Genomic DNA, 19,540 nt, shown 5'->3' with positions numbered 1-19,540 from the left:
TTAGGAATGGGGCGAATAAACAAAACACAATTTTATTATGAAAAAAATTATCATTGCTTTGTCTTTATTTGTTTGTGCTGTATCACACTCTCAAATGAAAGTATCTGAAACAGAAAAACTAAATTTAGTTGGAGAATACAAATTATTAGGTAAGTCCTATGCAAAGATTCAAAGTAAAGATTCTCTTTATATTTTCACGTATAGGGATGAAAAATTCACAACAGTAGATAATTATAAGAGCTTTGTTTTTAGAGGTTCTGATAAAGATGCACTTTTAAATATGTTTATAAATTTTGAGGGTATTGAAAAGGGAACAGAAAAAACAGTAGATCTTGAAGATGGAGATAAACTGTTTTTTACATATAAAAAGACTTTAGGCAAAATGTATGCGGAAGTTATTCATTTAAGCAAAAGCGGTGTAGCTGGGGCTATAAGATGGCTTACAGAAAAACAAGCTAAAAATGTCTTTGGAAAAAATAAATAAAATTAAATCCCGATACTAAGTCGGGATTTTTTAATTCTTATTCTATTATTTTCCCAAATCAAAACAGTACGCGTACGCGTGCGAGAAAAACAGTAAAATTAGAATCTATTAAATCATTTAATGGTTATTTCCCTATCTCATCGCGTATATAGAATAAATGTAATTTTAATTACTTACACGCGATGAGATAGGGACAAATAAAAGTTCGTTCCTATCTGTTACACGTGCGTGTAAATAGCCTCTTATAATTTGTTAAAAATTAGCTTCATTGCATTTATGTATCTAACTTTAAAAAAAAAATAATGAATGCTAGATGTGTTTTTAAATTGAATGAAAATATTGTTGTGATGGGAATGGATTTAACAGATGAAACACTTTCCAACTTTCGGCAAAAGCTAATTGAATTGCTAGAAAAAAGAGAAGCTGAACTTATTGTAGTTGAAAATTATTTTATTCTGTTAGAGAATCAAGAAAAAGAAATTGCCGATATTCCATCAGTTGACTGCACTTTTTTGGAGATAAATGTTAACCTATCTCAAAGTCAGGTTGAATTATGGAAAATCAATAAACAAACAATTTTTGATAAAACGATAGAGCAACTAAATTCAAAAAAAGTATATCTCACAAGTTTATGGAGTCGCAATGAAGAGCAACATATCGGATTTGTAACGGACTTTTAAGGTATTTAATCATTACCCTGCCTTAACTTTGATGATATGATTAAGATTAGTTGAGAATTGTGGTGTTAGGTGTTCTTGCCTCATTTTCCATTTACTCACTCCCATATTTCCAAATCTCACTTTTTCTCCTAGTTTCAAATTAATTTTGTCTAATACTTTCATCAATACTTTTTCTTTGGGATTTTCATATTCAAACATTGAAAGTTGTTGAGTGTCGTCTTGACTAATACCCATTAAAATTACACCCGCTTTTTTATATTGAATTCCGCTTTGGTAAATCTCATTTAATGCCTTTTGAGCGTATTTATTAATTTCAAACGTACTCGAAGTAGGAAATGGTATTTTCACAGTTACCTTGGGGTTAAATTGGGGTAAATCGAGCCTAAATCTGTTTGATTGAAGAAACACGTGAACCAATTCGCAATTTGATTGTTGACTTCTTAACTTAACTCCCGCTAATGCTGAAAATGTAGATACTCTTTCAGACAATTCTCTTTTATCGGTAATCATATTTTCGAAACTCCGTGTAGTTGCAATGCCCTTTTTTGGTTTTACATCTTCAAACTCAATTGTTGGCATACCTGATAAATCGTGTTTCAACCTTAAACCCACAACGGAAAACTCTTTTCTTACATACGCATCGGGTAACATAGTAAACTGATATGCGTTGTTTACATTGATTGATTTTAACTTTTTTGAGAATTGCCGACCTATGCCCCACACATCCCCTATCTCAGTCCATTTTAAAGCCTTAATTCTTTTTTCCTCAGTATCTATAATATAATAATTACCAGTTCGCTCAGGGAACTTTTTAGCTATTTTATTGGCAACCTTTGCAAGCGATTTAGTAGGAGCAAATCCAATTGATGTAGGTATTCCAACCCCTTTTAAAACAGTTCGGTGCATACTTTTACCTATATCATTCAAATCAAAATATTTACTAAAAGTGTGGAATTTTAAAAAGGCTTCATCAATTGAATAAATTTCAATATCAGGCGAGAATGTAGAAAGCAAATTCATAACCCTATTACTCAAATCCCCATATAGAGTATAATTAGAAGAAAATACTTTTATGTTGTGTTCCTTAACCAACTGATGGATTTGGAATATTGGTACACCCATTTTAACACCCAACACTTTACTCTCATTTGAACGTGCTATAACACAACCGTCATTATTTGATAAAACAACAACTGGAACATTTCGGTATTGGGGTTGAAATACCCTTTCGCAAGAAGCAAAGAAATTGTTACAATCTACTAAAGCATACATAACTATCTTCTTTTACGGTGGTATTTCAAAGTGTGAGTTACAATCCCCCAAACTTGAAAATCTTCATTTTCAGTTACTTTTATAGGCTTGTAATCTTCATTAGCGGGAACCAACCAAACACAATCCTTTTCAATTTTGATGGTTTTTAGAGTAAATTCATTATTGATTACACAAACAGCAATATCTCCATCTTGAGGCTCAAGAAGTCTATCAACTGCAATTGTATCATTATCGTGAATTCCTAAATCTTTCATTGAATTGCCGATAACCTTAGCACAAAAAATAGTACTTGGAGAGTTACCAAATACTTCTTTATCAAATGAAATTTTAAGTTCTTGAAAGTCATCCGCTGGACTTGGAAAACCACCATAAACTCCACCATCAAAGTAAGCAACTTCAATAGTTTCCTTGTTGTAAATACCTATAAATTGTATTGTAGTTTCGTGCAGACTTATAACTTTCATCTTCTCTCTCATTTTGGAAGTACAAAGTTAGATTAAATGATAATTGAAAGTTGAGGTGTTTATAACTTTAATTGAGGTTTGAGTTTTTCGGACTCGATAAAAACATTAGGCGTTAATTAACCTATACACATAGATTTTAATAATCCATTCATCTCTACTAATCCCTATTTGAAGGATAAATTTCGTGGTCGAAGTCAAACCATAACATTTTAAAATAGTTATAATCTCTAATACCCCACACTCTTTGAGTGCCTGTAAGCCTTATACTGAAAAGCTCCTGAACATCATCAAGTTTAAGGTTTACCAAACGTTGTTGTGCAGGTCGTATAATTTGCTTTACATCCACCCAATGATGTTTGGACTTACCTTTGCTCCCAAATTTTTCATTTTCTAACTCCCACCATTTTTTGGATTCAAAATCTTTTAGTTTCGGGTACAATTCATGCCAAAAAAAATTCTTTTTGAGTATTCCTAAGATGCAAAGTATATCAGTAGTTTTTATGTTGGGTATAGATTTAAGGCGGTGGAAAAAAGCATGAATATTAACAAAATCAGTTGTGTTGAATTTACAGATTTGATTATAGAGTTCCTCGTCACAATCTATTGCCATTAACGAGTATTCAATATCATACTTAATGTCATGCGAGAATTGCACCCTATCAATAACATGATTCCATCCATGTTCAAAGTCAAAGTCCATTAAACCAAATTGCCACGAAACATTTTTATCTTTGTATGTATTAGGGTCACCAGAAACTTTTATACTTTTATCTCCACTAGGAGTCTTACCAAATTTAACTTCTTTAATCATTTTACAAAGAACTGTAATAATCAAACATTGCTTCCTTTGTAATAACAACATTACTTCTATCGTTTGACCCAAGACCTGCTCTTGCATCAATCCATGGAGATTCAAGATGCGTCAAGTCAATCAACCATTTTGCAGGTTTATCCGCAAACGCCTCTAACACCTTATCAATAGTTTCTTTTGCTTCGCCCTGCACTTTAACAGCATCTCCAATTTTGAACCTGACTACTTCAAAAAAACCTCTATGAGCATTGTAAAGTTCTGGGACAACTGGTCCATTTGCCCAAGCTTGAATCTCTTCAGGAAAAAGGGGTTTCTCATCCCAAACAAGTGACCATGCTTGACAATAGTACAATAATTTTTGTAGTTTCATTGTTGTTATCTGACCTGTTTGTAAGAGGATATAATTTGCAACATCAAAAACATTTGTTTTCATTAGTTCGGTAATTTATTAAGTAAAATTAGTCAACTTTATTAATATGTGTGTAAAAATTGTAAATAATCATCTTTACAGTAGGTGTTAACTTTTGTAAAAAAAATTTAAATAAATATTTATTCTTTACATTTCGTTGGGCAACGGTTAGGCAGGTAATGTAACCAAAAAATGCAACTGCTTAACAATAAACCAGTTGCATTTAAAAAGTGCGGATAATAGGACTCGAACCTACACGCCTTGCGGCACCAGATCCTAAGTCTGGCATGTCTACCAATTTCACCATATCCGCGAATTGTGAGTGCAAATATAGCCATACTTTCGAACTTTCAAACAAAAAATTAAAAAAAATTACAATATTCTTTTTTTGTATTTTTGGCAGTCAACACATTAATTAAATATAATGGATACTATAAAAGATTACGTTCAAAAAAACAAGGAGCGTTTCCTGAACGAACTTATTGATTTACTGAAGATTCCATCCGTGAGTGCCGATTCTGCCTACTCACAAGATGTTATCGATACTGCAAATGCCGTAAAAGAAAGCTTGGAAAAAGCGGGTTGCGATTTTGTAGAAATTTGCGATACACCTGGCTATCCAATCGTTTACGGAGAGAAAATAATCGACCCAAATCTTCCAACTGTTTTGGTTTATGGACATTATGATGTTCAACCGCCGGATCCTTTAGAATTGTGGACTTCCCCTCCATTTGAGCCTGTAATCAAAAAAACAGAATTGCATCCTGATGGAGCCATTTTCGCCCGTGGCGCTTGTGACGACAAGGGCCAGATGTATATGCACGTAAAGGCTTTGGAATATATGGTACAAACCAACAACCTTCCTTGCAACGTGAAATTTATGATTGAGGGTGAAGAAGAAGTAGGTTCGGCAAGTTTGAGCTGGTTTGTAGAAAGAAATCAAGAAAAACTGAAAAACGATGTGATCCTGATTTCTGATACGGGTATGATTTCGAACACACAGCCTTCCATTACAACAGGCCTGCGTGGTTTGAGTTATGTAGAAGTGGAAGTTACGGGTCCAAACCGTGATTTGCATTCTGGACTTTACGGAGGAGCCGTTGCCAACCCGATCAACGTTTTGGCAAAGATGATTGCTTCGCTACACGATGAAAACAACCATATCACTATTCCAGGATTCTACGACAAAGTAGAAGAACTTTCGGATGCAGAAAGAGCGCAGATGGCAAAAGCACCGTTCTCTTTGGAAAATTATAAAAAAGCCTTGGACCTGAATGACATTTATGGTGAGAAAGGATATACAACCAACGAAAGAAACTCCATCCGTCCGACTTTGGACGTAAACGGAATCTGGGGCGGTTATACTGGCGAAGGAGCCAAAACAGTTATTGCAAGCAAGGCTTTTGCTAAAATTTCGATGCGTTTGGTTCCGAATCAAGATTGGAAAGAAATCACCGATTTGTTTGCTAAACATTTCGAAAGCATCGCTCCAAGCGGTGTAACTGTAAAAGTGAAACCACACCACGGAGGCCAAGGCTATGTGACGCCAATTGACAGCATCGGTTATCAGGCGGCCGCAAAAGCATACAATGAAAGTTTTGGCGTACAACCTATTCCGGTTCGTTCGGGAGGAAGTATTCCGATTGTGGCTTTGTTCGAAAAAGAATTGAAATCAAAGACAATCCTGATGGGATTTGGTTTGGACAGTGATGCGATCCACTCGCCAAACGAACATTTTGGAGTTTTCAATTACTTGAAAGGGATTGAGACCATTCCGTTGTTTTACAAATATTTTGTGGAGTTGAGCAAATAATTTTCAACTGATATATATAAAAGTCCGCTTATTCTTAATTGAATGAGCGGATTTTTTATTTCCAACCATTTTGAAACAACCCGCATCTTTATAAGAAACATCTATTCACAATTAAAATCTATTCTTATGAGAAAGTATTTATTTTTACTGTCAGCTTTTTCGTTAACAACGTATGCTCAAGAAAAAATTCAACATTCTGAAATAGCACTCGCCTTTCATTCCATAAAATCTGAAAAACCTTCCGATTGGATTATTGTTTATGCTTCAGATGGCTTGATGGGCTATCTAAATTCTGAAGGCAAGGAAATTGTTCCTCCTATTTATGAAAAGATTCATCCTTTTGGAGAATATAAGGAAAATTGGGCCCGTGTAGAAACCTTGGAAGGTTTGAGTGGTTTTATTGATTCTACTGGAAAAATAGTTGTAGAACCAAAGTATGAATACATTAACAAGTTCGGAGAATATAAAACCGATTGGGCTTTAGTGAGTCTTTACGATCATTATGGTTTTATAAATTCAAGAGGAGAAGAGGTTGTAGCACCTATTTATGCCGAAATTCCACTATTGAAAAGATAATACAAATTGATAGCTGAAAAAGAATTAATCATTGGTTGCCAAAAACAAGATTCAAAAATCCAGAATCTTGTTTACAAAGCCTATGCGCCAAAAGTTTTTGGAATATGCAAACGATATATGAGAGATCGTGAACGTGCAGAAGAAATGGTGATGAATACCTTTCTAACTGTTTTTCAAAAAACCAATCAATTTAAAAACCAAGGAAGTTTTGAAGGTTGGATTTTAAAAATTGCCGTAAATGCCTGTTTGATGGAACTTCGGAAGAAAACCAATTTTGAAAATGAATATCCGATAGAGAATTTGAAATCTTCGGTAGAAAATAATGTCATTGACCATTTATATGAAAATGACATTGAAAAAATGCTTGCAGTTTTGCCCGAAGGAGCAAGAATCATTTTCAACTTATACGTAATGGAAGGCTACAAACATTCGGAAATTGCCAAAAAACTTTCTATTTCAGAAGGGACTTCTAAATCCCAATTGAATTATGCAAAAGAGAAATTAAAGAAGATCGTCACTCACTTCAATCAAAAATTATAAATCATGGAAGATAAAGAACTGTTCCACTTTTTCAAAACAAGAAGCGCTTCATTTGACGAAATGCCTTCGGACGAGCTTTGGAGCAAGATTCAAAATGCAATTGAAATCCCGAAAAAAACATCATCTGCGACGATTTCAAAAATAGTTTTGTTGACCACACTGTCACTAGCAATTGTAACGGCAATTGTTTTTCTCATTAATAAAAACAAGAATCAGATTATAGATCATGATCCTATTCATCCAAATAAATTGGAAATACAGCCAGCAATAGATTCATTGGAAATAAATACTTTGCGAGAAAGCACTATTTCTTTAGACAGCTCACAAATACTAGAAGACACGTTGAAAAAAAGAAAAGTTGTTATTAAAAAATCTAATATTCTTTTAAAGGACAGTACTTTTTCTATCGAGAATGCTGTCATTGTTCCTTTGGAAATGGACTCAATTCAAATTATCGATTCTAAAATTTTATTCGATACAATGATGATTAAACCCATAATAAAAAAAGGACGTTTGTTATTTGAAACAAAACAAACTTTATCTAAATCTGAATTCGATTCGTTTGTCGAGAAAGTCTTGAAGCAAACCAAAAGGGACTTTGGCAGTTTGATCGTCATCAAAGCAAAAGGACACAAACCATTTCGTCATATTATAAAATTGAACGACACAACGAGGATTGAAGATTCCATGACAAAGGCAGACAGTATTTATAACATAAAAAAATAATACTTAATCATTTTTTTGGTCCATTTCTATTGAAGTGGATTTTTTTTGCATAAAAAAAATCCACTCTACATTTGTAGAATACATTTTAATTTCTACATTTGTAGAAACAATTCTATTTACGTAGAGAATGAAAAACATTTATTACTTGCTTCCAATACTTTTTCTTTTAATTTTTTCAAGTTGTAAGATCAACAAAACCAAGAATGGAGAAAAAACAGGAAAGTGGGTTTATAAAGATTCAATACTAAATATCTCATCAAAATCGAAAGGAAGATACAAAAACGGATTTGAAGTTGGCACTTGGAAGGATTATCTAGACAACCGATTACTAACCAAAAGAAAATACAAAGACAGTATTTGTTACACAACAGAGTATCATGATAATGGAAAAGTAAGAGCCATAGGCATTTCTAAAATGATTGCCGACAGTACAACAATTCATTGGTTTTTGTCTGGAGAATGGAAATTCTATGATTCAGAAGGAGTTCTCTTAGGAACAAAAATCTATGAAAAAGGCGAACCAATACTTGAAACTTACACCGATTAAAAAATAAAAACATGCAATTATCCAATTCAGAAGAGCAATTAATGGAACACCTTTGGAAACTCGAAAAGGCTTTTATGAAAGACCTGCTCGAAGCTTTTCCAGAACCAAAACCAGCTACAACAACGGTTGCTACGCTTTTAAAAAGAATGATTGACAAGAAATTCGTGGCGTATAATGAATTTGGAAATTCACGGGAATATTATCCGTTGGTAAAAAAAACCGATTATTTCTCGAAACACGTAAACGGACTGATCAAAAACTTTTTCGACAATTCGGCTTCGCAGTTTGCTTCTTTTTTTACGACCGAAACCAAGCTGTCAAAAAAGGAACTCAAGGAACTCCGCAAAATCATTGACGTACAACTTCAAAAAAAGAAAAAATGATCGACTTTATCCTTAAATCGACTCTCAGTTTGGTAGTATTGTATGCCGTTTATTTCTTCTTTCTGGAGAAAGAAAAAATGCATCGTTTCAATCGGTTTTTCTTATTACTTAGCTTGGCATTCTCATTGATAATTCCTTTTATCACCTTCGAAATAATTGTAGAAAGTATTGCTGTTGCCACCCAAGAAGTCATACCTTTTTCTCCGACTTCACCCGTTGTAATCGCCGAAGAAAAGACCGATTATCTTCCTATTGTTTTATGGAGCATTTATGGTTTGATTACAACTATTTTATCAGCTCGATTTATCATCAATCTGATAAAAATTCAAAATAAAATAAAAGGAAATCCAACAGTAAAAATTCAGCAATCAACCTTAGTTTTATTGGACGAAAAAATCCTGCCTCATACGTTTCTGAACTATATTTTCATCAACAAGAAAGACTATGAAAACAGGAAAATTGAAGACGAATTGTACACACACGAGCTAACGCACGCCAGACAAAAACATACGCTAGACATCTTATTCATCGAAATTCTAAAAACCTTCTTTTGGTTCAATCCGATGTTTATTTTATACAAAAAAGCAATCCAACTCAACCACGAATTTCTAGCAGACGAAAAAGTGGTAAAATCCTATAACAACGTTCCATTTTACCAAAACCTATTATTGGAGAAAGCATCATGGAACAGCAACTTTTACTTGGCCAGTAATTTGAATTTTTTAGTAACAAAAAAACGATTAATTATGATGACAAAAACCACATCAGCAAGAATAATGCTGTTGAAGAAAGTAACAGTATTACCTCTATTTATAGGGCTTATCTACTTCCTTTGTGTAGAAACAGTCGCTCAACAAAAGATGGAAACTGTAAAGCATGAACCAAAGATTTCTGACAAAACAAAGGATGCTTATTTTGCCGGAGTTCGAATCAAGGTATATAAAAATGGCTACACCACCAAAACAGAACTCAAAGGTGAAGGATTGGTATTGAACAAGCTTTATGAAGAATTGACAACTGAAGAAAAAGAAAAATATGCCACTTGGTTGCATGTTCCAACTCGTTTGCAAAAAAAATCGCCTTCACAAAAGGAACTCAATGATTATAAAGATGCTAAAAAATTTGCCGTCTGGATTGATGGTAAAAACGTTTCAAATGCTGAATTGAACAACTACAAACCTTCAGAAATTGCTTATTTTTCGGGAAGCAGTGTTCTTAAAAATGCACGAACAAAAAAGCATCCACAACCTTTTCAGTTTTGGTTTTACACCCACTCCTATTTCGATAAAAATGAAATGGGGAAACAACAAAAAAAGTATGGAAGCGACTTGATTGAGATTTTTGAAAATCACGAAGACAAGAAAGGAAACAAGCAAACGGTTATTACGAACAGTAGTTCAAATGCAAATGTTAGTCAAAAGGAAGCAACAATAGTCAAAGAAAAACAGGAAGTCAAGGCACAAGAATTACCTAAAAACGAATCTGATGTTTATACAGCTGTTGAGAAAACACCAGAATTCCCGGGCGGAATGCAAGCTTTCTATAATTTTGTAGCCAAAAATTATAAAGTGCCGGAAGGTAAAAATCTAAATGGGAAAATTTTCATCCAGTTCATAATCGAACCCGACGGAAGTTTGAGCGATATAAAAGCTATGCGAGATCTTGGAAACGGAACAGGTGAAGAAGGCATACGTGTTCTGAAAATGTCTCCAAATTGGATTCCGGGTGAACAAGATGGAAAACCTGTAAGAGTCCAATATTCGTTGCCGATTACGATATCCTCATAAATTTATATTGTAGCTTTACCACCTATAGCCTTTTAGCATAATTAACAAATCCTTAATGACGAAAAAAACCACTCTCATAGCATACTCACTTCTTTTACCAATTATGCTGCTGATGCTCTTTTCTTGTAAAAAAGAAGAAATACGAGTGCACGAAAATATAGATGCGCCAATAAAGGTAACCGAAGAGGAAAGCGTCATCAAAAGCGATGAAGAAGTTTATACCAATGCTGAAACAAAGCCTCAATTTAAAGGAGGCATCTCTGAATTTTACAATTATATTGGAAAAAATTACCGAGTTCCCGAAGTGGAAGGTCTCAATGGAAAAGTTTATGTCCAATTTGTCATTGAAAAGGACGGCTCTCTTGCCGATATTAAAATCATAAGAGACATTGGTCACGGAACTGGAGAAGAAGCTATTCGGGTATTAAAAAATAGTCCTAAATGGATCCCTGCAAAGCAAAACGGTCGACCTGTTCGAGTCCTTTATTCTTTACCTATTTCAATCGCAACTCCTTAAAATCAATCCACTCTTAATCGAGTAGTTTTTTTTTAAACCAAAAGACATTGATCTCTACATAACAAAAATACCAGATACTTTTAGTCAATTTGTTTACTTTTATCAGACTAAAAACTTAAAGCATTTATTATGGTTTCAAAAAAGACATTACCGATAATTCTTTCTTTATCTATTTCTTTATTAAGCTTGCAATCTATAGCACAAAAAAAAAGCAAACAAAAAAAGGAGAATTCTAAAACTGAAAAAGTTATTCAAACAAGTGTTGATCCTATCAACGGTCAAATTTTATTAAGTGAGCCTGTAGATCAACAAATTGAAAAGGAAGAAAATATCCAAAATAAAGTTTGGCATACAGTTGAAGTAAAACCTGAATATCCAGATGGTAACGGTGTTTACATCAAATATATTTCTGAAAACTATAATCCGCCAGCAGATTCTCCAGAAGACCTAAATGTATTTGCAAAATTTGTTGTAGAAAAAAATGGATCTCTATCAGACATTCAAATTATTAGAAGTCCGAGTCCTCTAGTAGAAAAGGAAGTTATACGAATACTAAAAAATAGCAAACGATGGAAACCTGGTATTCAGAATGGTAAACCTGTTAGAACACTTTACACATTACCGATACATTTCGCAGTCAAAAAGTAAATCCTAATCCACTCCTAACCGAGTGGATTTTTTATTTAAACCAAAAGACATCAAGACTTTATACCATAATTAAAAAATTGGCGTTACTTTTGTATCATCATCAATCATCATCGCTGGAACACGTTTTCAGTTTAAATCAATCATTATGTTAAAGCAATTCTTTATCCTTTGTTCGGGAGCCGATAAAACGCTTCTGGAAAATTGCTCAGAGGGCGAACAAACCAAATTCGCTGGTATTGGAGCAACCGTTTTCTTCACAGCCGTTATGGCTTTTATCGCAAGTGCTTATGCCCTATTTACGGTTTTCGACAGCGTTTATCCCGCTATTGGTTTCGGAATCGTTTGGGGATTACTCATTTTCAATCTCGACCGATTTATTGTTTCCACTATCCGAAAAAGAGATTCTTTTTGGAGTGAATTTCTACAGGCAACACCCAGGATTGCTTTAGCAGTTATCATTGCCATCGTCATTTCAAAACCGCTGGAAATTAAGATTTTCGAAAAGGAAATCAACACCGTTTTATTGAAGGAAAAAAATGCAATGGCCTTGAACAATAAAAAGGAAGTGGCCAATTATTTCAAATCGGATTTGGATAAAAACAAAGCCCAAGTTGACAGTTTGAAGTCGGAAATCATCAAGAAAGAAAAGGAAGTCAATACTTTATACGAAACCTATATTACGGAAGCCGAAGGAACTGCGGGAACCAAAAAACTTGGAAAAGGTCCCGTTTTTAAGGAGAAAATTGCCAAGCATGATTTGGCGAAAGCCGAATTGGATACTTTGCGTAAAAACAACTTGGCGAAAATTGCAGAAGCCGAAAAATCATCCAAAACACTTCAAACCGATTTAGATAAAAAAGTATCCGAAACACAACCAATAATCGATGGATTTGACGGTTTGATGGCTCGAATCAACGCGTTGAACAAATTACCCTGGTTGCCTTCGTTCTTTATCATGCTTTTGTTTTTGGCAATTGAAACATCGCCAATTATTGCGAAATTATTATCACCAAAAGGAGAATACGATTTCAAGTTGGAGGATTTGGAAACAGCTTTGAAGGCAACTATCAATCAGGATAAATACCAACGCGATTTATTGGTGAAAACAAGTGCGTCAATGCACGACAAGGTTTACGAAGATATCGCTTCGGATAAGGAATTATTCAATCTGCAAAGAAGGAAAGCAAAGGAACTGTTGGAGTTGCAAGCCAATAATTTTGTAGAAAAACAGAAGAGGACGTTTTAGAGAGGCAAAAGTAACTAGCCAAAAGGCAATAGCTAAATAAAAAGCGGAAGATGATTTAATTCAACTTCCGCTTTACTTTTGCCTTTTGGCTAATTACTCTTTACTAATTTACATGTGACTCAAAATCTCTTTCTTCAAGGTATCATACTCACCTTGCATAATCAATCCGTTGTCCAGTAATTTTTTATAATTCTGAAGCTTGTCAAACAATTCGTCTTGCGAAAGGTCTTTCAAAGCACGCTCTTTTGAAACTGGAGTATCATCTGGAAATTGCTTCTCATCACGATAACCCGATTGCGAAACAGGAATGATTTCTGCAAAATCAGATACTTCCTCGGTTTCTACTTCTTCAATAACTTCTGGCTCTTCAATTACTGCAATTGGTTCAGGGAAAATATCATCCTCAACTTCTTGCTCCAAAAATGTTTTTGCTTCTTGAGTTGGAGCAACACCATTCTTCAAAACATCCAATTGTTCCTTGGCAAAAGTATAAATCTTTCTTGCCTGAATTTTCGGAATATAATCAATCGAAATTGTCAAATCGGTTTTGGTTGAAAACGAAAATTCTGAACCTAAAATATTCTCCTTTACAAACGTTCCAGAGATATCATCCCAAGTATAATCGGTAAAATCCATGGATAAACCTAAGTTTTTAGGCTTGCAGATGATAATTCTTTTATTCGTCAAAACGATGCTGTCTGGAAAAACAGTAACAGGCTTTTTTTGAACACCAATATAGCCTACTTCCTCATTTTTCATCAATAAATCCGATAATTTAGAAGTGATTTTTTCAATCGCTTTTGGGTCTTGCTCTTCGTTCAAAAATTTCTTTATATGTTCGTTCATTTCTTTAAGGTGCTAAGTACTGAGTGGCTAAGTTACTAAGTTTGTTCTACAAAAATACTATCTAATTTTTTAATTCGGATATTTCGATTTGCAATTTTTTCGTTAAACTTTTGAAAACCAAATCATACGAATGGTCAATCAATTCGCACATAAATTTATCCGAAACATCACCGTTGAAGGCAATTGTATTCCAATGCACCTTGCTCATGTGATAGCCAGGTTTAATATCATTGTATTCTGCCCGAAGCTCTTCGGCACGTTCAGGGTCGCATTTCAAATTCACCGATGGAGTACCTTTTTCCCATTCGCTTAAAGAAGAAAGTGCAAACATTTTTCCCCCAACCTTAAAAACCAAAGTATCTTCATCAAACGGAAAATGTTCGGTCACTCCTTTTTTTGATAGGCAAAATTCAAAATATTGCTGGATGTTCATTTTTGGATTTAAAGATTTTAAGAATTAAAAATTTAAAGAATTTGATACAAAACTGGTTTGCTTGGCGAAGCATCATTTTCAAACGAAGCAATTTGCAGGTTTAGCAAATAGCTTCCGTCTTGAACCTCGTCTTTTACAAAAATCATTTCGGTAATCGTGCAATCCAATCGCGCATCATCATTTAGAATTTCCACATTCTTTACATTCCAGAATGCCTTGTGGGCCAATAATTTTCCCTCGTCATGTTCCTTATCCACACTTGGCAAATCAATCAAAAGGTGTTTTATTCCGCTTTCGCGGATGAATTCCGAAGCCTTTTCATCCAGATAAGGTGGATTGGTATTGGAATAATTTTTCGAAAGTTTAGCGTTTAAATTCGGTAACGTACGAATAACAATTGCTTCAGGCGTTTTTCCATTCAACGCCTTTTCAATTTGCTCTTTTGTAATAACTGAATCTTTACCTTCAATTTCTAGTTCAACTGAAACTAATTCTGCTAAAAAGAAAAACGTCTTTAAACTATCATTAATGCTGTAAAATTCCTTAGTAATATGTCCCAAACATTCGGTATGCGTTCCATGTCCGTGTGGGTTGAAGAAAATATTATTGAAATTTGTCGATGATTTTCCTTCTGAAACTTTCCCGATCCACTCTCCAAAAACTACAGGCTCAATTACTGGTTTTTCAATGTACCAAGCAATCGGATTTTCATCCGTGTTGGTTAGGGTAATGGAAATATCGAGTGGTTTTGAGAAATCGACTTTGAAATTTTGATTGTTATGATTAATTTCTGCTAGCATTTTACAGCTTTAAGGTTAAGGTTAATTCAAATTTATTAAAAACAAATCACTTGCAATTCCATCCGCCAAAAACTTTCCTTTTTTAGTGGTTTTCAAGACGTTATTTTCAATCGAAAGTAAATCATCCGAAAGGAATTTTTCAGATTGTTTCAATAAATAATTTAAATATTTTGCTCCAAATTCGGTTTGAATTCTGTCCAGAGAAATTCCCCAAATGGTTCTTAAACCCGTCATAATATATTCGTTATACCGGTCTTCTTCGGTAAGAATTTCCTTTTCTGAAGGCAATTTATTTTCTTCTATAGATTTCAGATAAACGATGTTATTGGCAATATTCCAACTTCTGGAAACACCGTCATAACTATGAGCTGAAGGTCCGATTCCGAGGTATTTTTTCCCCAACCAATAAGCCGAATTGTTTTTCGAGTAGTAATTTTCCTTTCCGAAATTTGAAAGTTCATAATGTATGAATCCATTTTCCTGCAAAATATCTACCAAGATTTGAAAATGTTCTTGGGCGATATCATCCTTTGGTTCGGCAACTTTTCCTGTTTCAATAAGTTTTTTTAAAGCCGTTTTCGGTTCAACCGTCAAAGCATAACTCGAAATATGCGGAACACCAAAATCAAGAGTATTTTGGATGTTTGCCTTCCATTTTTCGTTACTCATACCTGGCATTCCATAAATTAAATCAATCGAAATATTATCGAAATATTCCGTTGCTTTTGCTAATGATTTTTTGGCTTCCGCCGAATTATGAGCGCGATTCATCATCTTCAAATCGTCCTCAAAAAAAGACTGAACACCGATACTCAAACGATTTATTGGTGAATTTGCTAGCTCGATGATTTTCTCATCTGATAAATCATCAGGATTCGCTTCGAGCGTTATTTCTGGATTTTCAGCAACTTTAAAATTATGATAAACCGAATCAATTAAAAACTGAATTTCTTTAATGGTCAATACGGAAGGTGTTCCTCCACCAAAATAAATGGTTTCAACAACATCGTCTTGGACTTCATTTTTTCGCATTTGCATTTCTTTGGCCAAAGCCAAAACCATCTCCTCCTTCCGCTTCATCGAAGTCGAAAAGTGAAAATCGCAATAATGGCAAGCCTGTTTGCAAAAAGGGATATGGATATAGATTCCTGACATTTTCAGTGTTCAGTGTTCAGCATGCAGTGCTTAAAACCGCATGCTAACACTATTTTTTTACGCGTTCTTCATTCTGTTTTACAAAAGCATCCCAACCTGAATAGCTTTTTGTTCCCACTACTTTTCCAGAATTAAAAAAATGACAAACCGCAGCCGCCAAACCATCCGTACTGTCTAGGTTTTTTGGCAATTCTTTCAAACCTAAGAGTTGCTGAAGCATTTTAGCAACCTGCTCTTTTGAGGCATTTCCGTTTCCGGTAATCGCCATTTTTATCTTTTTAGGTTCGTATTCCGTGATTGGAATTTGGCGTGAAAGTCCGGCGGCCATTGCAACACCTTGTGCTCTACCCAGTTTCAACATCGATTGTACATTCTTCCCAAAAAAAGGCGCTTCAATTGCAATTTCATCCGGATGATGCGTGTCGATTAGTTCAATTGTACGCTCGAAAATGACTTTCAATTTCATGTAATGATCGTCATATTTGTTCAGAATCAATTCGTTCAACTGAAGAAATTCCATCTTCTTGTTGATGACTTTTATCAACCCGAATCCCATGATTGTCGTTCCAGGGTCGATTCCTAATATGATGCGTTCGTTGGCCAATTTTTGTTTAAAGTTTAATGTTTAAAGTCTAAAGTTTTGTTCCTTTGCGACAATGATTTCAATTCCTCACAAAGCTAAACAATTCCTCACGTTTCTGGTCAAACTTTTGATTGTTGGCGGTGCTTTTTATTTTATCTATAATCAACTGGCTCATAACGAAAAACTGGATTGGAATAAATTCTTGGAATTGCTCGAACGTAAAAAATCATTTTGGGGGATATTGTTCATACTTTACTTTAGTTTTTTTAATCGCTTTTTTGAGATTTTAAAATGGCAAAATCTAGCCCAAGTCATCGAAAAAATATCACTTGGAAAAGCAACAGAGCAAGTTTTAAGCGCACTAACCGCTTCGATTTTTACACCAAATGGAATTGGTGAATACGGAGCAAAAGCACTTTACTTTGAAAAGAAAGAAGCCAAGAAAGTTGTTTTCTTGAACCTTATCTGCAACGGAATTCAAATGATTCTAACCATTGTTTTTGGAACAATCGGATTGATGATTTTAGGTTATGGAAAATGGGTTTTAATCATTCTCGGAATTTCTTGCTTCTTTTTTCTTGCTTCTTTTCTCTTTAAAAAAATAAAGATCAAAGGTTATTCACTCGATCGACTGTTTGAAAAAATCAACGAAATCCCGAAAGCTATTCATCAGAAGAATATCTTTTTGGCGGTTTGCCGTTACTTGATTTTTTCGCATCAATACTATTTTTTATTTCTGGCTTTTGATGTCGATTTGCCTTATTGGACCTTGATGGGAACCATAACAGCAGTATATTTTTTAGCTTCATCTTTACCTACCTTTCAGTTTTTGGACTTTGCAGTAAAAGGAAGCGTTGCCGTTTATTTCTTCGGGATTTTAGGTGTAAATGAATGGATTGTAGTTTTTATCAGTACGCTGATGTGGTTTCTGAATGTGGTGCTTCCCGTTTTTATTGGTAGCTTTTATGTATTTAAATTCAAGTCGAAATGGAAATCCTAAGCATTGTTTTTTTTACAATCATTATTATTTATTCGATTTTCATCGCATGGATATCGTATGGATTTAATAAAGTGAGGCTTTATGAAAAAGAGAATTCCAAACCAATCACAAAATTTTCAATTGTAGTTCCTTTTCGGAATGAAGCCGAAAATCTTCCGGGCTTGTTGTATTCTTTTTCGCAATTGAATTATCCGCGAGAATTGTTTGAAGTAGTTTTTATTGACGATGATTCGGATGATGAATCTGTTTCAATAATTGAAAGATTTCCTGCCTTGAGTTTTTCTTTTCAGATTATAAATAACGAAAGGAAATCGAATTCTCCGAAGAAAGATGCGATTTCAACGGCAATTTGTTTTGCCAAAAACGATTGGATTCTCACAACTGATGCGGATTGTTTTGTACATCCCGATTGGCTTTTGACATTTGATGATTTTATCCAGAAAACGAATTGCGAGATGATTGCCGGAGCGGTTTCTTATGACGCGGAAGGTTCTTTTCTTCATCAATTTCAACAGATGGATTTGATGAGTTTGCAAGGTGCCACGATTGGAACTTTTGGAATTGGAAAACCTTTTATGTGCAATGGAGCGAATTTCGGTTATACCAAAAAACTGTTTGCCGACTTGAATGGTTTTGAAGGAAATGATGGAATTGCAAGTGGAGATGATGTTTTTTTATTGCAAAAAGCAATTCGCCAGTTTCCTGAAAAAGTGCATTATTTGAAAGCTTTCTCTGCGATTGTCTTTACAAAACCTTTGAACGATTGGAACGCCTTGTTTTATCAGAGAATTCGGTGGGCTTCTAAATCAACGTCTTATGATAGTGGCTTCGGAAAAGTTCTGGCATTGATTGTTTTTGCGGGAAATCTTGCAATCGTAATCTCTTTTTTCTTGACTCTTTTTTCTATGTTCTCCTTCTGGAATTGGTATCTTCTGTTTGCCTTGAAAATATTTGTCGACTTTTTATTGCTGTATCAAACGGGGAAATTCATCCAGACGAGAATGGTTCGGCATTTTGTTTTCAGTAATTTATTGTATCCTTTTTTCAGTACGGCTGTTGCTTTTTATTCATTTTTTGGAAAATACGAATGGAAAGGAAGACGGTTTAAGATTTAAGATTGCAGATTCTTGATTGAGGATTTTTGATTTTCTTTAGTTTGCGAAGTTTCTTAAAAACACTACTGCCCTAGCCCTGATAGTAATGGAAATCCTTTTCCTTTTTAAAGAAAAAAGGAAAAGATTATCTCACAATACATTTATTTGTCTTTGGAGTTCAATGAATTTCATTTGTAATGGATAGCAGGAAATAGCTCCTAAAAAATTACTCGACTTCTAAAATCACTGGCAAAATAAACTGTGTTTTTACAGGAATTCCTCTCTTCAGTGCTGGATTTATCTTTGGAAAATCAACCAAACGCGCATGAAGGATACTGTCGATTTTAATCTTGTCGTAGGCCAAAGAATCGGTTGGAAATTGCGGTTCGAATTTGAGTGAAGCATCTGGAAAGACGGTTACTTTTACTTCAATCGTGTCGAGTTCTGGATATAAGATCGAAAGTGTGTCGATGCTTAGTTTTTCTTGAATCTTGGCGGTAAGAAAGTCAAAAAAGCACTGTTGACGCTGGGTTTTGTCCTGAATTTGTTCGCATTCGTTGATGGAGGGAAGCTCATCGACTTCGTTCCAATTGATGGACTTCAATTCCTTTTGCAACAGTTCTTCTTTTGACGGCACTTGCTTGTCGAAATATTGGCAGGAATTGATGAAAATCAAAAAGGGAAGTAAAAAAATTGTCTTTCTCATCGCTGTTTTACGTGAACAAA

Annotated in this window: 24 protein-coding genes and 1 tRNA gene; 14 read left to right on the top strand and 11 right to left on the bottom strand. The window is 34.5% G+C overall.

Annotation, left to right across the window (positions count from 1 at the left end; all coding sequences use genetic code 11):
- Nucleotides 1–37 precede the first annotated feature (37 nt).
- Together ACI6PS_RS11570 and ACI6PS_RS11565 are read left to right on the top strand one after the other, a co-directional pair.
- Nucleotides 38–484 carry a hypothetical protein gene (locus ACI6PS_RS11570; RefSeq protein ID WP_421012727.1) on the top strand — a complete coding sequence of 149 codons (447 nt, stop codon included), beginning with the start codon at nt 38–40 and terminating at the stop codon, nt 482–484.
- A gap of 302 nt (nt 485–786) precedes the next feature.
- A complete protein-coding gene (locus tag ACI6PS_RS11565; RefSeq protein ID WP_421012726.1) occupies nt 787–1,164 on the top strand; it encodes a hypothetical protein in 378 nt (125 codons plus the stop codon).
- 12 nt (nt 1,165–1,176) lie between these two features.
- On the opposite strand, the gene ACI6PS_RS11560 is transcribed toward ACI6PS_RS11565, so the two are convergent.
- The 5 genes from ACI6PS_RS11560 to ACI6PS_RS11540 all read right to left on the bottom strand — a co-directional run bounded on the left by ACI6PS_RS11560 (nt 1,177) and on the right by ACI6PS_RS11540 (nt 4,433).
- Entirely contained in the window at nt 1,177–2,436 is a 1,260-nt protein-coding gene (locus tag ACI6PS_RS11560; protein WP_421012725.1) for a Y-family DNA polymerase, read from the bottom strand.
- Between the two features lie 2 nt (nt 2,437–2,438).
- The gene (locus ACI6PS_RS11555) at nt 2,439–2,900 is read right to left on the bottom strand and encodes a LexA family protein (protein WP_421012724.1); all 462 of its coding nucleotides are present in this window, start codon (nt 2,898–2,900) and stop codon (nt 2,439–2,441) included.
- A gap of 157 nt (nt 2,901–3,057) precedes the next feature.
- Entirely contained in the window at nt 3,058–3,711 is a 654-nt protein-coding gene (locus ACI6PS_RS11550) for a hypothetical protein (protein WP_421012723.1), read from the bottom strand.
- A gap of 1 nt (nt 3,712) precedes the next feature.
- On the bottom strand, nt 3,713–4,144 hold the full coding sequence (locus tag ACI6PS_RS11545) for a Panacea domain-containing protein (RefSeq protein WP_421012722.1): 432 nt from the start codon (nt 4,142–4,144) through the stop codon (nt 3,713–3,715).
- Nucleotides 4,145–4,351: 207 nt separating this feature from the next.
- Nucleotides 4,352–4,433 (bottom strand) — tRNA-Leu (locus ACI6PS_RS11540).
- A 111-nt stretch (nt 4,434–4,544) separates the two neighbouring features.
- On the opposite strand from ACI6PS_RS11540, the gene ACI6PS_RS11535 reads away from it, so the two are divergent.
- The 10 genes from ACI6PS_RS11535 (at nt 4,545) to ACI6PS_RS11490 (ending at nt 12,903) form a co-directional block, all read left to right on the top strand.
- Nucleotides 4,545–5,933 (top strand): dipeptidase, encoded by a 1,389-nt coding sequence (locus tag ACI6PS_RS11535; protein WP_421012721.1) that lies wholly within the window; start codon nt 4,545–4,547, stop codon nt 5,931–5,933.
- Nucleotides 5,934–6,059: 126 nt separating this feature from the next.
- The gene (locus tag ACI6PS_RS11530; RefSeq protein WP_421012720.1) at nt 6,060–6,509 is read left to right on the top strand and encodes a WG repeat-containing protein; all 450 of its coding nucleotides are present in this window, start codon (nt 6,060–6,062) and stop codon (nt 6,507–6,509) included.
- A 6-nt stretch (nt 6,510–6,515) separates the two neighbouring features.
- Entirely contained in the window at nt 6,516–7,049 is a 534-nt protein-coding gene (locus ACI6PS_RS11525) for an RNA polymerase sigma factor (protein WP_421012719.1), read from the top strand.
- Between the two features lie 3 nt (nt 7,050–7,052).
- Nucleotides 7,053–7,775, top strand: coding sequence for a hypothetical protein (locus ACI6PS_RS11520; RefSeq protein ID WP_421012718.1), 723 nt, complete (start codon nt 7,053–7,055; stop codon nt 7,773–7,775).
- 127 nt (nt 7,776–7,902) lie between these two features.
- A complete protein-coding gene (locus tag ACI6PS_RS11515) occupies nt 7,903–8,322 on the top strand; it encodes a hypothetical protein (protein WP_421012717.1) in 420 nt (139 codons plus the stop codon).
- Nucleotides 8,323–8,333: 11 nt separating this feature from the next.
- Entirely contained in the window at nt 8,334–8,705 is a 372-nt protein-coding gene (locus ACI6PS_RS11510) for a BlaI/MecI/CopY family transcriptional regulator (RefSeq protein WP_421012716.1), read from the top strand.
- Entirely contained in the window at nt 8,702–10,492 is a 1,791-nt protein-coding gene (locus ACI6PS_RS11505) for a M56 family metallopeptidase (protein WP_421012715.1), read from the top strand. The genes ACI6PS_RS11510 and ACI6PS_RS11505 overlap by 4 nt, the downstream gene beginning before the upstream one ends.
- 55 nt (nt 10,493–10,547) lie before the next feature.
- Nucleotides 10,548–11,009: an energy transducer TonB gene (locus ACI6PS_RS11500; protein WP_421012714.1), complete on the top strand. Its 462-nt coding sequence runs from the start codon at nt 10,548–10,550 to the stop codon at nt 11,007–11,009.
- Between the two features lie 129 nt (nt 11,010–11,138).
- Nucleotides 11,139–11,657 (top strand): energy transducer TonB, encoded by a 519-nt coding sequence (locus ACI6PS_RS11495; RefSeq protein ID WP_421012713.1) that lies wholly within the window; start codon nt 11,139–11,141, stop codon nt 11,655–11,657.
- A 145-nt stretch (nt 11,658–11,802) separates the two neighbouring features.
- Complete coding sequence (locus ACI6PS_RS11490; RefSeq protein ID WP_421012712.1) at nt 11,803–12,903, top strand: DUF4407 domain-containing protein; 1,101 nt, start codon at nt 11,803–11,805, stop codon at nt 12,901–12,903.
- Nucleotides 12,904–13,011: 108 nt separating this feature from the next.
- Here the strand turns inward: ACI6PS_RS11490 and ACI6PS_RS11485 are convergent, their stop codons facing one another.
- The 5 genes from ACI6PS_RS11485 to ruvC form a co-directional block, all read right to left on the bottom strand.
- A complete protein-coding gene (locus ACI6PS_RS11485; RefSeq protein WP_421012711.1) occupies nt 13,012–13,749 on the bottom strand; it encodes a PH domain-containing protein in 738 nt (245 codons plus the stop codon).
- 61 nt (nt 13,750–13,810) lie between these two features.
- A complete protein-coding gene (locus ACI6PS_RS11480; protein ID WP_421012710.1) occupies nt 13,811–14,182 on the bottom strand; it encodes an MmcQ/YjbR family DNA-binding protein in 372 nt (123 codons plus the stop codon).
- 32 nt (nt 14,183–14,214) lie between these two features.
- Nucleotides 14,215–14,982, bottom strand: coding sequence for a cyclase family protein (locus ACI6PS_RS11475; RefSeq protein WP_421012709.1), 768 nt, complete (start codon nt 14,980–14,982; stop codon nt 14,215–14,217).
- 21 nt (nt 14,983–15,003) lie between these two features.
- A complete protein-coding gene (hemW, locus tag ACI6PS_RS11470) occupies nt 15,004–16,137 on the bottom strand; it encodes a radical SAM family heme chaperone HemW (protein ID WP_421012708.1) in 1,134 nt (377 codons plus the stop codon).
- Nucleotides 16,138–16,186: 49 nt separating this feature from the next.
- Nucleotides 16,187–16,741 (bottom strand): crossover junction endodeoxyribonuclease RuvC, encoded by a 555-nt coding sequence (ruvC, locus tag ACI6PS_RS11465; RefSeq protein WP_421012707.1) that lies wholly within the window; start codon nt 16,739–16,741, stop codon nt 16,187–16,189.
- A gap of 52 nt (nt 16,742–16,793) precedes the next feature.
- Between ruvC and ACI6PS_RS11460 the strand changes: the two genes are divergently transcribed.
- Entirely contained in the window at nt 16,794–17,720 is a 927-nt protein-coding gene (locus ACI6PS_RS11460) for a hypothetical protein (protein WP_421012706.1), read from the top strand.
- The gene (locus ACI6PS_RS11455; protein ID WP_421012705.1) at nt 17,708–18,835 is read left to right on the top strand and encodes a glycosyltransferase; all 1,128 of its coding nucleotides are present in this window, start codon (nt 17,708–17,710) and stop codon (nt 18,833–18,835) included. The genes ACI6PS_RS11460 and ACI6PS_RS11455 overlap by 13 nt, the downstream gene beginning before the upstream one ends.
- A gap of 205 nt (nt 18,836–19,040) precedes the next feature.
- On the opposite strand, the gene ACI6PS_RS11450 is transcribed toward ACI6PS_RS11455, so the two are convergent.
- Nucleotides 19,041–19,520, bottom strand: a complete 480-nt coding sequence (locus ACI6PS_RS11450; protein ID WP_421012704.1) for a hypothetical protein — start codon at nt 19,518–19,520, stop codon at nt 19,041–19,043.
- Nucleotides 19,521–19,540 lie beyond the last annotated feature (20 nt).

Origin of the sequence: Flavobacterium sp. PLA-1-15 (assembly GCF_049060005.1) — a bacterium.
In the GTDB taxonomy this organism is placed as follows: domain Bacteria; phylum Bacteroidota; class Bacteroidia; order Flavobacteriales; family Flavobacteriaceae; genus Flavobacterium.
This window is presented reverse-complemented; position numbering and strand designations above follow the sequence as displayed.